This is a genomic window from Sphingobacterium sp., from assembly GCF_039596235.1.
Taxonomy (GTDB): Bacteria; Bacteroidota; Bacteroidia; order Sphingobacteriales; family Sphingobacteriaceae; genus Sphingobacterium.
The window spans coordinates 298,760-313,258 of the sequence record NZ_JBCNKE010000006.1; the positions used below are offsets into that span (position 1 = coordinate 298,760).

Annotated in this window: 10 protein-coding genes; 3 read left to right on the forward strand and 7 right to left on the reverse strand. The window is 40.7% G+C overall.

The genetic code is table 11. The features are described 5' to 3' along the window. The first annotated feature begins 46 nt into the window (after nucleotides 1-46). Complete coding sequence (locus ABDW32_RS14680; RefSeq protein ID WP_343563647.1) at nucleotides 47-1,189, forward strand: hypothetical protein; 1,143 nt, start codon at nucleotides 47-49, stop codon at nucleotides 1,187-1,189. Between the two features lie 12 nt (nucleotides 1,190-1,201). On the opposite strand, the gene ABDW32_RS14685 is transcribed toward ABDW32_RS14680, so the two are convergent. Both ABDW32_RS14685 and ABDW32_RS14690 read right to left on the reverse strand, forming a co-directional pair. Next, nucleotides 1,202-2,053 carry a transglutaminase-like domain-containing protein gene (locus ABDW32_RS14685; protein ID WP_343563650.1) on the reverse strand — a complete coding sequence of 284 codons (852 nt, stop codon included), beginning with the start codon at nucleotides 2,051-2,053 and terminating at the stop codon, nucleotides 1,202-1,204. Between the two features lie 97 nt (nucleotides 2,054-2,150). Continuing rightward, complete coding sequence (locus ABDW32_RS14690) at nucleotides 2,151-2,810, reverse strand: ABC transporter ATP-binding protein (RefSeq protein WP_077437800.1); 660 nt, start codon at nucleotides 2,808-2,810, stop codon at nucleotides 2,151-2,153. A 163-nt stretch (nucleotides 2,811-2,973) separates the two neighbouring features. On the opposite strand from ABDW32_RS14690, the gene ABDW32_RS14695 reads away from it, so the two are divergent. Further along, entirely contained in the window at nucleotides 2,974-3,099 is a 126-nt protein-coding gene (locus tag ABDW32_RS14695) for a hypothetical protein (RefSeq protein ID WP_343563653.1), read from the forward strand. A 38-nt stretch (nucleotides 3,100-3,137) separates the two neighbouring features. Here the strand turns inward: ABDW32_RS14695 and ABDW32_RS14700 are convergent, their stop codons facing one another. Both ABDW32_RS14700 and ABDW32_RS14705 read right to left on the reverse strand, forming a co-directional pair. Then, complete coding sequence (locus ABDW32_RS14700; protein ID WP_343563655.1) at nucleotides 3,138-5,540, reverse strand: ABC transporter permease; 2,403 nt, start codon at nucleotides 5,538-5,540, stop codon at nucleotides 3,138-3,140. A 242-nt stretch (nucleotides 5,541-5,782) separates the two neighbouring features. Then, nucleotides 5,783-6,007, reverse strand: a complete 225-nt coding sequence (locus ABDW32_RS14705) for a helix-turn-helix transcriptional regulator (RefSeq protein ID WP_121126274.1) — start codon at nucleotides 6,005-6,007, stop codon at nucleotides 5,783-5,785. Between the two features lie 136 nt (nucleotides 6,008-6,143). Here ABDW32_RS14705 and ABDW32_RS14710 point away from each other — a divergent pair, with 136 nt between their 5' ends. Then, entirely contained in the window at nucleotides 6,144-6,818 is a 675-nt protein-coding gene (locus tag ABDW32_RS14710; protein WP_343563658.1) for a hypothetical protein, read from the forward strand. Between the two features lie 151 nt (nucleotides 6,819-6,969). On the opposite strand, the gene ABDW32_RS14715 is transcribed toward ABDW32_RS14710, so the two are convergent. The 3 genes from ABDW32_RS14715 to ABDW32_RS14725 form a co-directional block, all read right to left on the reverse strand. After that, the gene (locus tag ABDW32_RS14715) at nucleotides 6,970-9,366 is read right to left on the reverse strand and encodes an FtsX-like permease family protein (protein WP_343563660.1); all 2,397 of its coding nucleotides are present in this window, start codon (nucleotides 9,364-9,366) and stop codon (nucleotides 6,970-6,972) included. A 27-nt stretch (nucleotides 9,367-9,393) separates the two neighbouring features. Continuing rightward, entirely contained in the window at nucleotides 9,394-11,799 is a 2,406-nt protein-coding gene (locus tag ABDW32_RS14720) for an ABC transporter permease (protein WP_343563662.1), read from the reverse strand. Between the two features lie 299 nt (nucleotides 11,800-12,098). Then, nucleotides 12,099-14,483, reverse strand: a complete 2,385-nt coding sequence (locus ABDW32_RS14725; RefSeq protein WP_343563664.1) for an ABC transporter permease — start codon at nucleotides 14,481-14,483, stop codon at nucleotides 12,099-12,101. Between the last annotated feature and the right edge of the window lie 16 nt (nucleotides 14,484-14,499).

Below are 14,499 nucleotides of genomic sequence, written 5' to 3' on the forward strand. Positions count from 1 at the left end.
TAGATTTGTATGTTTGACACTATAAGCTATTTATACTAAAAAATATATGAAATTTTCATTTCAAACCTGTGTTATTGTATTATTTGCCAGTTTGATAGGTGTTACTTCCTGTAAAAAATTGGATGATGAACCGGAAAAGGGTTTGCCGACACTTATTTCAAGATTGTATATTTCTTTCTCGGATTATCGGACAAATAACTCGATCCAGAATCTTATGATTGTTGATCCTGCGGACACCAATACACTGAATAATACCTTTCAATATCTATCCCCCGCAAGAGGCGGTGGACCGGTGATCTTTGATCCCAATGCAACATCAGTTTTTCAAGCCAGTGAGGGGGGCGTTGCTCAGGACACCTTTATCCAACGGATTCCTTTAGACGACATTTATGGGAAACCGGGTGATGCAAGTCAGCTTGGATTTAGAGGTTTTAGAAATGTAAGAGGATTGGCATATTATACCTATGCCCAACAAAATGGCACTGGTGGATCGGCCGTGACCAACTTTCTGCTAGCGGCGACAAGCGGGAAAATGTTATATGCGATAAGCCGTCCAGAGGGAAAAGGTGGAGCAGGTGGTTCTAAGATCATCGACAAGCAGATCAGTTTAGGGGATATTGAACCCGTCTCATTGAACTTATTGCAGGGAAATTCAGCTGATAAAAATGAAAAATGGGTGCTCATTGGATTTAATGATGAAGCTAAAAACAGAATTGGTTTTGCTGTCTATAAAGAACTTAAACAGGAGCTGATAGATAGGCCAGGCGACACAATCATCAATAAGGATAGATTTGCGCCTGCATTGACAGTCTATGTGGAGGGAAAAACAGACTTACGAGCAGTGTCTTATGCACCGAATAGAAAACTATTTGCTATCACAGCAGGTCAGGAAGTGTTGTTCTTTAGGAATCCTACTGAATTGTTTAGCGGATCTGCGGATAAATCCATTTCTCCTGACTATGTGGTTGCTGGATCGAAGACCGGGTTTAATAGACCACAGGGAATTGCGATAGACGACCGTGTTAAAAACGGTAAATTCTTTTATGTCTCCGATTATAATACGAAAAAAATCCTACGTTTTAATCTGACGGATCAGGGCGGAGATATCGCGCCCGAACTAACAAAAGAGTATGGGACGCTGACGCCAAATTATATTTTTTTAGATGCCAGAGAAGCAACCAACTTTTAAGCCATTGACTTATCAGGCAAGCAATTCGAACAGTTCTCTGATTTCCTGTTGCTTGCCTGCACTTTCATGTGCTTCATAGGCCGACAGTAAATTGCGCAGTGCCCGCTTTATTATGGTCACATTGTCACAGGGATAGGTAAATTCCCGATCTGGACTTAGATTTAACTGTTTTAGGAACGAATTTACATCACTTTTTTGCATAATCTGCCCCCGGTTAAATGCATTGATATAAAACAACACATGTTCATTTCCTTCTTCATCCGAATCCATATACGCCAAGATAAAATGCTTGGGCAAATTGATTCCGTAGATCGGGATATCCAGTTTTTGTGCGATAATGCTATAGATGCAGGATAAGGTCAAGGGATTCCCCTGTTTTGTGTCCAGTACCTGACCAATATAGGAGTTTTGTGGATGGTGATAATCCTTTGTATTACCCGATAATCCAAATGAACCAAATAGTACGTGATTGATCAGGTTTACCTTTTCCAGGGGACTCATATCGTATTGTAGCCCACGCCAGACCTCTGTTTTCAGATCCTCAATCTTCAATACAATTTTATGGTCTTCGTAAGAAGGATATTGATAGTTATTGAGAATGATAAGTCCTTCCAACAGATTGAAGGAATTACTCAGGTTCCAGATCTGCAGTTCGTTTTTTGTCTGGTCAAACTGAATTTCATGGATAATGTTCTCCAGCCGTCCCTGTACCCTTGGATCAAAGCTAGATTCCCAGAATTTTTCCAAATAAGGAACGATTTCAGGGCCTTGGCTTTTTAACTGATGTTCCACTTCCTGAATAATCTGCTGGTCGGTATCGTCCAGCAGAAATATTAACGATTTCAGCTCTCTCTCATTCATCATAACGAAGTTAAAAAATTGAATTGAGAAATGATACAAAAAAATCCCTACAGTAATTCATGTACCAGGTAGGGATTATTCAGGTTAAATTGGCATACAATTATTTAAGCTGACCATCCAGCATATTGACAATTCTTTTGCCGTACTCGGCATTTTTTTCGGAGTGGGTAACCTGTATGATCGTGACACCGTCATCATTCAATTGTTTGAACAGTTCCATGATCTCTTCGCCTTGTTTGGAATTGAGGTTACCTGTAGGTTCATCTGCCAGCAGGAGTTTCGGAGATCCTGCCAAAGCACGTGCGATGCCGACAATCTGCTGCTGTCCACCAGATAACTGCGCCGGAAATAGATCTTTTTTCCCCACAATACCAAAACGGTCTAGCATATCGGCCACAATGGCTTTTCGTTCTTTGCTGGAAATATCTTTATAGATCAACGGTGTTTCTATGTTCTCATATACTGTCAATTCATCCAGTAGGTGATAGGCCTGAAACACGTATCCAATATGGGATTGATAGAGTTGTGTCCGCTTTTTTGCTTTCATTTCCAATACATTTTCATCCATAAAGATATATTCACCTTCATCCGGTTCGTCCAGCATACCGATAATATTCAACAGGGTGGATTTTCCTGAACCCGAAGGGCCCATAATGGATATGAAATCACCTTCTGCTATATCTAAACTGACATCTTTAAGCACAAATGAGCGTGTACCACCTACGTTATACCACTTGAATAAATGTTTTAATTGTATCATTTTCTAGTATTGAGATTTTAGTATTGAGATTGTGGTTGTACAAGCCGAAGCTTACCTGATATCTCTTTTTTATTTTGTATTTTAATTTTTACTTAATCATCCTCGCATCAAATCTGCCGTAGAAAAAATACAATCCCCTTGCCAGTGTTTTAATGCTTTTATTATGAGTTTGTTAGCTGGTGTTACTTCCTTATGGATGTTCGATTTCGGACAGTTTTCGTTCGCAATCGAACATTCATCCCCCTCAGCCATTGGTTCATTGCCTGCCACGCAACAGGCAAGGCAATGACCAAGGCAACAAGCACCCATTTTTAAGATCTTCTGACTTTATTCATCCCTTAAACTATCGACAGGATTGGTCCGGATAGCTTTCCAGGTCTGATAACTAATGGTACCTAAGGCGATGAGGACAGCCCCCATGCCCGCTAAAATAAAGTACATCCAGTTGATATCTATCTTATAGTTGAAATCTCTGAGCCATTGGTTCATTGCCCACCACGCAACAGGTGAGGCAATGACCATGGCAACAAACACCAATTTTATAAAGTCTCCGGACAGCAGTTTGAGCAATCTGAGAGTACTAGCGCCAAGCACTTTCCTTACACCGATTTCTTTTGTCCGCTGTTGTGTCACATAGGTAGCGAGTCCAAATAGCCCAAGGGCTGCCACAAAAATGGCAACGATTGCAAAACAGCTAAAAATATTTTTCGTCCGTTCAACATCGTGATAAAGTGAGGCGAAGCCTTCATCCAAAAAGCTGTAATTGATTTTTTGATTGGGTGAAAATTTATCCCATACGGTATTAATTCCGTGTAGGGTCTCCTGTAGGTTTTCGGGCTTAACTTTAATAGAGAGGAGGGTTGGGTACCCCCGCAATACCATACACAGGCCGGCAAATCCTTTACCTTTCAGCGACTCAAAAATAAAATTGTCCACAACACCAACTACTGTCCAGGTATTGCCGTTGGTTATTTTTGCCCCGATGGGATTTTTTAATCCCAGATCATCCGCTAATTTTTGGTTGATGATTGCAGCGGTACTGTCGGTGGCCATTTTGGGATCGTAATTTCTACCCTTGGTCAATTGCAATCCGAATGTAGCAAGATAATCTTGGTCAATTTCCCAAAATTGTCCCTGGGTGGCCATATCAATTTCCCGTCTGCCTTCATTCCAAAATGGGTTTCCGTTTCTTTTGGCACCATCAATGGGGACTGGTATAAAATCGCCTAAGGAAACGGAACTTACATTTGCGATGGACTTTAATTCATTCTTAAGGCTTGGGATCTGGTTCCCCAACGTACCAATACCACGCAGTACAATGACCTGCTCCTTTTTGAAACCTAAATCTTTTTCCAGGATATAGCGTATCTGTTGATTGGTGACGAGTGCACTGACAATAAGGATGATGGATGTTGCGAACTGAAAAACGACAAGCCCATTTCTGAACAAGGAGGATTTGGTTCCGGTGCTCTTGTTCTTTAATGCTGCAATGGGCTTAAATCGGGATAGATACAAGGCTGGGTAGATTCCGGCCAAGCTGCCGATGAAAATTATCGCCAGCAATAAAGATGGGAAAAAGTATGGGGATGCCCATGGAATCGTCAGCGATTTATTGGCGAGATTGTTGAATATGGGCAACAAAACCCAACTCAGCAATAGACCAACAAGCAAAGACAATACACTATAGCAAATCGCCTCAAGCAGGAATTGTCCGATCAATAATGTTCTTGTGGAACCAATTGTCTTTCGGATGCCAATTTCTTTCGCCCTTGTAGCGGCATTGGCGGTCGATAGGTTAATAAAGTTGATACAGGCTATCAGAAGAATAAACAATGCAACAATGGCAAAAGTCCAGACCATACGGATATCTCCCCGATTCAATGTACTGACTTTATCGTCATCGATATCGGAAGACTTCAAATGGATATCAAGTGCATTTTGTAAGTTGATTTTTGCCTGTTCGAATAAAGGATTGAGCTTACGGCCTGATTTCTTGTATTCGGGCAAATAGTGCGCTTTGTAATTTTTTAAAATCTCCTTTTCGGTTTGTTCAATATTGACATTTGGTTTTAATTTAACGTAGACCGTGTAATTGTTGCTGAGCCATTGGTTCTGTTCGCCGGGATAAAAGGGCTCGCCTGCGAGCGACATGAAGAAGCTATAACCTGCTAAAGTGGAGTTTTTGGGTATATCTTCGATCACGCCGGTAATGGTATAGCGCTTAGATTTGTTATTGTTCAGATAGATGGTCTGTCCGATAGGATCATTTTTAAAGTATTTTTCCGCCTTACTTTTCGTAATGACAAGTGTATTGGGTTTATCCAATGCATGAGCGAGAGTTCCTGAAACCATGGGTGTCGGAAACATGTCAAGAATAGACTGGTCAATATAGACAAAGCCATCATCATAAAAGCTTTGCGGATTATCATTCAGGGAGAGCTGGTTGCTTCCGGCGCCAAATAAAGGGTTAGGAAGTATTCGGCCCGTTTGTTCGATGGAGGGAATTTCGGCTTGTAATGTTGGGGCAACTGGTGCTGAAAGTGATACCCAACGTTCTATTTTTCCTTCGATCGGAAGCTGAACGACGAGACGATAGATCCGATCCATCGCTGGATAAAATTTGTTGTAACTCGTCTCATGGTTGATATATAGTACGATGAGCATACAGATTGCGATCCCAAAAGCAAATCCCCCGATCTTTATAAAAGAATAGAGCTTATTTTTTGCCATGTTTCGCCAAGCGATTTTAAGGCTATTTCCTATCATAACAATACATTTTATGATCTTATTGAATCGGTAATCGACCGGTCAATCCAGACATTAGATTGAAGTCAATTGTATTGCCATTTTGTTAAGTTGCTGGTATTTAGTGTTTTGGTTTGTCCATTAGGTTTTATGTCTGTACGATATCGAACAGTTTGACGTCCAATACCGCACAGATCATCTTGTTAAAGGGGCTCTAGGAAAGTATCCTAATCCTCAATCTCTTTCAGTTGGAGATGTTCGCAGAGTTCGAGCATCATTTTGGCCGGGTCCGTATCGATGGCCAGGGCAATCAAGTACATTTCATCTAAACGTAATTTAGCCGTTTCGGTCATGGTTAATTCATTGATCCGCGCTTTGCTTAATCCAGTTTTGCGGGCAATCTGGGATTTATTCACAGATTTTTTCGCTAAAAATTCGCCTAGTTTTGTCATCCTTTTATTTTAATAATCTGTCCTTATGTATAGATAAATATATATAATGTTATTTTTATTTATACAAATGTTTTTGTTTTTGAAATATTTTCTGTTCTTTTGTATTGAAAATCTATATTATTTCAATGTGCCATTTATGAAAAAGGTGAAAAATCAAACAACAAGGATCTATAAGAGAAAATGTGAGGAAATAGAGATATTAATATATTATCGTATGCTGTTACAGCGTATTTCGCGGCACTTGTCACCTGAGGAAGTTTCCTTTCTAATGGGCAAACCATTGGATTTTATGATTAGAATTGAAACGTTTAAGATTAAATCAATTCTAGCTTATGATTCATTTGTTATGCATCGTGTATTGGAGATAAATAATTTAGGTGCTATGGTGCATTTGGGGCATGAGATATCATTTGAGGACAATGCCTACGAATTACATGTGACTACATTGGCTGACAGGGTTATTTACGACATGTATAAAGTTGATGTACAGGCGGATCAAAAAGTAATGGAATTTAAGTTAATAGACATTCGTCACGATATTGATCCTCATACAAATTCGACAATGAATGAGATCAAAAAGATAGAGACTTTTTTAAATGAGAAAATTGATGCAGGATTTTTTAATGAGGAAAGACAGCCGTATGAGATTCACAACTTGTGTTGTACGGAACTCAAACAATACATACAGCCTAAAAATCTGATGCTGGTTTTAGATGAATTCTTTCAAGGTAGCGAGGAGACAAGGATTGTTCGTCATCAAACTGAATACGGATTTGGCTATGTTTTGGCTGCTCACGCAAAACCGACTTAAAAGAGATAAGCAATTTTTAGCTGCTCGCAGTGAATAGCTAAAAATTGCATAAAAGATCCTAAGCCGTAGGTACACCAATTATAAACTTTCATTCCCAATAGGTTAATAATAGATACACTTTTTAGCTTCGATAACCTACGGCTTATTTTTCTTATTCATCCCGTAAACTATTGACGGGATTGATACGGGCTGTCTGGTAGATCTGGACAGCGATAATCGCTAAAGTCATCAAACCGATAAACATTCCGGTGAAAACAAATAGCGCGATCGGAACATCAATATGGTAGTAGAAGTTTTCCAGCCATTTGTGTGTAAACCACCATGCTATCGGGAAAGCTATTAGGATAGCGATCAGCAGAAGCATGATAAAGGATCTGGAAATCATATAGGTGATTGTATTTACTGAAGCACCAAGCACTTTGCGGATACCAATTTCTTTCACCCGCCGCTCTAGTGTATAAATGGCAATTGCTACAATCCCTAAGATTGCAATCAGCATGCTGGAACCCGTAAAAAGTGCCAATTGTTGGTACTGTTTTTTCTCTTTATTATACTGGTTCTGTACCTGATCTTCCAGCCAGTTTATCTGCACGATCCGGTTAGGGAAAAACTTGTTCCAGGTACTGTTGACTAAGGCTAAGGCATCCTTTTTCTTGTCTTCTTGTACACGGATCAGCATACAACCGCCTTCCCATTCTTTTTGTGCCTTAATCGCAAAAGGACCGATCGGAAACTTTAAACTTGCTCCGTTAAACTCTTTAAATACACCCACTGGTGTATTTTTTAAAGGCTCATTGCTCTTGTTGAGTTTTAAAGACAATCGCCGGGCGGTTCCTTCGGAGACGAGCATATTTGTAAAGACCCGCTGTCCGGCATGTACTGAATCCGTAAAGGGTCTGTCTAGCGCATAGTCTGCACTTAAAGGTCGGCCATCAACAAGCTTTATGCCCATTGTTTTAATATAATCATAATCTGCATAAACAAATACAACGGGGAGTTCTTGGTTTGGATTATCGGGGTCTTTTACTGTTTTAAAATCCACGCTTCCACTAAAGGGAGTCCAGCCTGTGAGACTGACCGAGGAGATGTACGAATTTTTTAATAACTCCTGTTTGAAGGCCTGATCCTTGCCTTCCCAGGAGGTATAATTGATGGCCAAAAGATTTTCGGGTTCGTAACCAAGATCTTTGGTGTACAGATAATGTAATTGCGCCCGCATGGACATCATACAGATCGCAACGACGATAGCAATGGCAAACTGTACAACTACGAGTACTTTGGTAAATGCCATATTGAGTGGGAGCCTGAAGAAAGAAAGCTGCTTCCGAAGTTCCAATGATGGCTGCGTTTTCGATAGTGACAAGGCTGTAGGTAAACTGCACAGCCAGCCCAGAACAATCCAAATGGATAGCAGCCCAACAGACATGAATAAGGAATGCTGGTAGCTCATGGTCAATGGATGTTCTACATAGTGCTCAAATGCAGGACTGATAAGCACATAACCAAAAAATGCAATCAGAAAAGAGCCAGCAAAGAGTATGGTACTTTCCAGGCCCATTTGCATGATCAGATTTTTTCGGCTTGCTCCCAATACTTTGCGGATACCGATCTGCTGAGTGCGTTTGAGGGCATGGGCAAAGCTCAGGTTGATGTAGTTGATACTGACCAATACAAGGATCAAGATGGCTATTCCTGCCAGCAGAAAAATATCTTGCATGGGGTTCTCCCAACCTGTAATACTTTGTAAGTGTATATCTTTGATGGGTTCGATAAAAAGATTAAAACTTTTTGCCCAGTCATTCAGTTTCTGGGTATTATACCACTTGTTTATTTTGGTTGAAAAGCCCTTAACATTGGTTGTACTTTTGAGCAATAGAATTTGTGTTTGTAACGAACCGCTTTTTTCAGGATTGAATTCATTTACCTTAGGCATTAGCACGAATGCTTCTGCCTGAAAGGAAGAATTATGGGGCATATCCTCAATAATGGCATTGACATAATAGGCTTCTGGTTCACCTTCTTGTGGTTTATTGTAGAATGTGCTACCGAGCAAGTCTTTGCCACCGAAGTATTTTTGTACTGCGGAAGCTGTCAATGTAATGTTTTTTGCGCCGGCGATAACCTGTTTCGGATTGCCGGCGATGATTTTTGTATCAAAAAGATTGAAAAAATCGCTGTCGATTTCCAGCGTATTGATTTCGGTAAATTCCTTTGCGCGCTTGTTTATTGTTAATTTTGGTGAAAATGAATTGATTGAAGTATAGCCTAGTACTTCTGGAAAATGAGCTTTTAATGTTGCCGATATACCTTCAGGAGCTCCTGAAATATTGTTTGTGACGCCTTCCTTCGTTTCCTTGGGTACTATCCGCATTCGGTAGAGCTCTTTGGAATTGCTCCATTGTCTGTCGTAAGATAGCTCATCAACGACTAGCGAACTGATTAACATAAACACCAGCAACGCAACGGTTAAACCAACGAGGTTTGATAGCGAATAAATACGATTGTGTATCAATGTCCGCCAGGCGGTTTTAACATGGTTCTTTATCATACTGTTTATATGGATTGGTTTCTGACATTATTCATCCCTTAATTTTTCAACAGGATTAAACCGGGTCGCCCGAAATACGATGAAGCCTACCAGTAGGCCAAGTATGCTCAGCAGTATGCCCAGAGGCAACAGGTAGGTAAATGCATTGATCTCTATCCGGATGATATAATTCTGTAACCAATGCTGCATCAGCATATAGCTAGATGGGACTGTAACCAAAACCGCTAACAAAAATATACCATAGTATTCCTTTGAAAATAACAGCATCAAATGTGCCAATGACGCGCCCAGTACTTTACGGATTCCAACTTCCTTGTTGCGGAGGTGAATCGATAGGGAGATCAAACCTGTCAGTCCCAATACAACGATCAAAAGTGAAACTGCACTCGCAATCTGTGCTGCCCGATGCAATTGCAGTTCCGTCTCATATAAACCTTTGATGCGGTCATCCATAAACTGATACTTAAATGGTGCATCGGGCATTAATGCTTTCCATTTCTTTTCCAGTCCCTGTACTGCGCTGGAGAGTTGGCCCGGTTTTAAACGGATACTCAGGTATCGGTATTGGAAATTTTCATGGATATCTGTCCAGACAATAGCGGGAGATGCCTGGTGAAGAGAATTTGCAACAAAGTTTTCGGTGACGCCCACAATGGTCATTTTCTCTTTTGGATCGTTCAGGGCGATCTGTTGACCGATCGCATTTTCAGCGTTACTGAAACCAAAATCTTCCATGGCTTTTTTGTTGATCACAACGGATCTATTTGTGGTACCAATCACTGCATTTTTGGGTAAAAAAGTACCCGCCAACAGGGGAATTTCATAGGTATCCAGAAAGTAACTGTCGCTGTTAATCCGTTGAACCTGTACGTCCCTATCGTTATTATTGCCAAAAGCCGGTTGCATATTGGTGCCTAGTAGCCCCGGGGTCTCATAGGAAAGGCTCACAGACTTAACCGCGGATTCCTGCAGCAGCTCATGCCGGATGGACTCCATTTTCCGGATACCAGTTTCTGACCAGTCCCTTGGTGCCTGTACAGTCAATAGATAATCTTTGTTGTATCCTAAATTGCTGTTTATAAATAGATGGACCTGTTTGGAGATAATCAGAGTACAGACCAAGATGAGCAGTGCAACAGCGAACTGAAAGAACAAGAGTACTTTTCGAACCAATTGCTTGTCGCCCAATGCGGAGAACTGATTTTTGACCGAAGGAAGTACCTTGATATTGGACAGTTTAATTGCTGGATATAGTCCCGCCAGCAAACCGACCACTATAGTCAACAGGCTTAATAGAATGAAAAAATAGCCCGGTAAATCGATCAGGGAGGGCAGCTCGCGCATCAGTACATGTGCAAACAGCGGGCGTATGATGCAATAGATGGGCAGGCTGATCAATGCCGCAATTGCTACGATAAGGATATATTCTGTCAGTAATTGCCATACCAATTGTAGTCTGGAAGACCCCATAATCTTGCGTACACCGATTTCCCTTAGCCGCGTTATATGCTGTGCAATACTAAAATTGATAAAGTTGATGATCGCCATGACCAGGATAAAAATAGCAATCCAGATTAGCGTCTGAATCATCTTGCGTACAGCGCCTTGATTATCGTCTAGATAATAGCTTTTCAGCGGTTTTAAATCAGGACTATATTCGATGGCAAATTCCTTATCGGTATTTTTATGAACTAGCGTTTGAATTGCCGCATCGAGTTGTTTCGTGGTTACTCCAGCCTTCAATTCAAGATAACCTGCGATGTAAGGATTATTCCAGTTATCAAGGGATCGACCGAAGTATTCTTCGTTGGCAATGGGCAGGAAAATATCGGAATGCATATTCTTTGTCAGGTCCATGACCGCATTTTGGACAGCGGTTTTGATAATTGCAGTAATCTCAAAATCATGTTTTTCGCCTTTGAAATTTTTAATCTGCAGGTTTTTTCCCAGCGCATTTATAGTCCCAAAATATTTTAAAGCGGCTTGATCAGTGATCACCACAGAAAAAGGATTGTTAAGCGCGGTCTTCGGATTGCCTGCTAAAAGCTCAAAACCAAACATAGTCAAAAGACTGGGATCACCGAGTGCCATTCCTTCTTCATAAATCGTAGCACCATTGGCTACAATACCAGTTAATCCATCGATACGGTAATAATCGGCTACCAAATTTGGATATTCTTCATATAGGGCTTTGGGCAGCGCTCCGATCGTAGTCAAATTGATCCCAAATCCTTCCTTCTTATATTTGCTCTGCAATAAAAATTGCCGATCTATATTTTTGATCTTGCTGTTTACCTGATGAACATCCCAGACATAGGCTCCGACCAGCAGTAAAAAAGTAATACCAAGGGTTAATCCGATTAGGTTGATCAGGTTTTGAATTTTTTTCTTTCGGATATTCCGCCAGGCGATTTTGAAATTTGTAAAAGTCATTGTCACTCGTATTATAAAGTTTATTTCCGTCACTGCAAACAGCATGGATGCGGGCTTCGGTTTTTGCTAATTGGTATACGATAATACAAATCCTTGGCCAAGTATATATTTGTTTGACTGTTAGTTTGTTAAAATGGTTTTTGCTGAATCGACTGTCCGATTTCGGACAGCCGATGTGCATCCGTGAACACCTTGATCCCGTCGATTTCCCGAAAGAATTGTAAATAAACAGGCAGTTAAACTTGGCATAGCTTAAGCTACCTATAGGATTGCTTGTTTCCTATTTAAAAGTTTTGTTTCTATTCGTCCCTTAAACTATTAACAGGATTGGCTGTGGCGGCTTTTATAGATTGGAGAGATACCACGACAATTGTTAAAATAAGCCCAACACAGAAAGCCAATGCAAAGATCCACCAGCCCATACTGATTCGAAATGGGAAATTGTCCAGCCAGCGATTCATCAGATAATAAGCCAGGGGAGTCGCAAATACAAAGGCAATTGTGATCCATTTGAAGAAATCCTGAGAAAGCAACAGGATAATACCTGTTACCGAAGAACCTAACACTTTCCGGATTCCGATTTCTTTTGTTCGTTTCAGGATGTTGATGGAGAGCAGTCCCAGAAGACCGAGCATACTGATGCTTATCGCAACGATAGCAGCAATCCAGATCAGTTTTTCCAGTAATGCTTCTTTCTTGTAGAGCTGAGCAATCTGCTGATCATAGAATCTGTATTGGAACACTTCATCGGGATACCAGTTTTTCCATTGTTGTTCCAGATCTTTCACGAGCAATTGATGATCGGTACCTTTCAATTTAATCGCTACATTTTTTAACCGTGTTTCGTTATAGCCAATTACTGTAGGGGAGATGGGTTCGTTCAGCGAATTGGTGCTAAAGTCCGCAACAACGCCTACAATAGTTCCCGCTTGTTCCTCATTCAACCCACCGGCATTTAAAGACTTGCCGATAATAGCATTAGGATCTTTAAAGCCCAATGCGGTAGCCATATTCTGATTGATCAGAAATTCTGGCTTCTGCGGATTGTCATTGAAATTTCTTCCTGCTAATAATTTGATGTTGAATGTGCTGATATAAGCCGAATCCCCGATAGCGTATCGGGCAGGCCATTTCTCCCATTCCGTCCTGTTATCAAACTGTATGGTTCCGCCCCAGACCTTTTCAGATGAGGGAGGGTTATCGCTAAAAGTATACGATTGAATATCGGTTCTATTGCTGATGAAATGAGCAATTTTCGCTTTTGATCGGATCATTTCTTTTGTGAACGGAAGCAGAATAATCTGTTCCCTACTAAATCCTATATCAGTGTTTTTGAGGTGATTTACCTGTAAGACAATAACGAAAGTGGCGATCAGCAGTGTCATGGCGATTACATTCTGAAACACAATAAGCGTTTTACGGCTAAAACTCCAGGGGCCTATGGTCAGCTTTTTCAGTGCCTGCTGGATGTTCATCTGACTGACAAAAATCAGTGGATAGAGGGAGGTTAATAAGCTCGTCGAAATCCAGATGATAGCTATGATCGCGGTAAAAGCAGCAGGATGGACAATCTGTACCGGCTCATTTGGAAAAAGTGCCTGATTTGCCCAATTGGAAAAGATCAGCAATAAAACTAAGGCAAATATAATAGCAGCAGCGGTCAGAATCAGAGTTTCAATCAGAAACTGAATATATAGCTGTCTTTTTGAACTGCCCAATACCTTTCTCACGCCCATTTCCACACTGCGGTTCATTTGTCTGGCAAAGGTGATATTGCTGTAATTGACCAAAGCCATAATACTGACTCCGATTGCTATCACAACTAGGATATTCAGCAACGTATGTTGTGTTCCCTTTCCGTAATCTATGTCAAAATGGTAACTAGTCAATGGCAGGAGTTTATAACTGAATGTCTGTAATACATCTTTATGCCAATACTTGGCAACAAGCGCATGTATAGCCTGCTCAACGATACTTTTGTCGGCTGCATTTTTTAAGGTGACAAGAATATTATTACTTGAGTTGGAATAGCCCCAATTGTTGAAGAAGCCATCATCTTGAGGGATCTGCCATAAGGTAGCAACAGAACTTTGTGAAAAATAGATTTCAGAACGGAAGTCTGAATTTTTGTTACGGTCATCGATGATACCCACAACTTTTACCGGGAACTTGCTGTCGACTAAGATCGTTTTGCCTAGGGGGTTATCGTTATTAAAATAAGTTTTGGCAATTGTTTTGGTCAATGCGACGGTGTTAGGCTGATCCAGATCTTTTGGGGATCCCTCCAGCCAGGGAAAATTTAAGGTGTTGAAATATTCTGATGAAACAAAGGCAGCTTTACCCGCTGTTTTATATAACTGATCCGCTATCCGTAGGGTCAGGTCTTTATTATCCATATACAATACTGTCCTTTCCACTTGGGGGATTTCACGTGAAATAGCGTTGTACATGGCATAGGATCCGCCTTTGCTATGCTCTACCTGCTCCAGTTTGAGATCCTGTACGACCAGAAAGGTGCGATCCTTATCAGTATGAAATTGATCAAAACTATATTGGAAGCTGTTGTAGATATAAATAAATAAACTACAGGCAATTGCTAAACCTAAACCAGCAATCGTTAAAAGGGTATAATAGCTATGTTTCAACAATTGTCTCAGGGCTGATCTGAAATATATTTTGATCATAATTTTATTGTGTTGC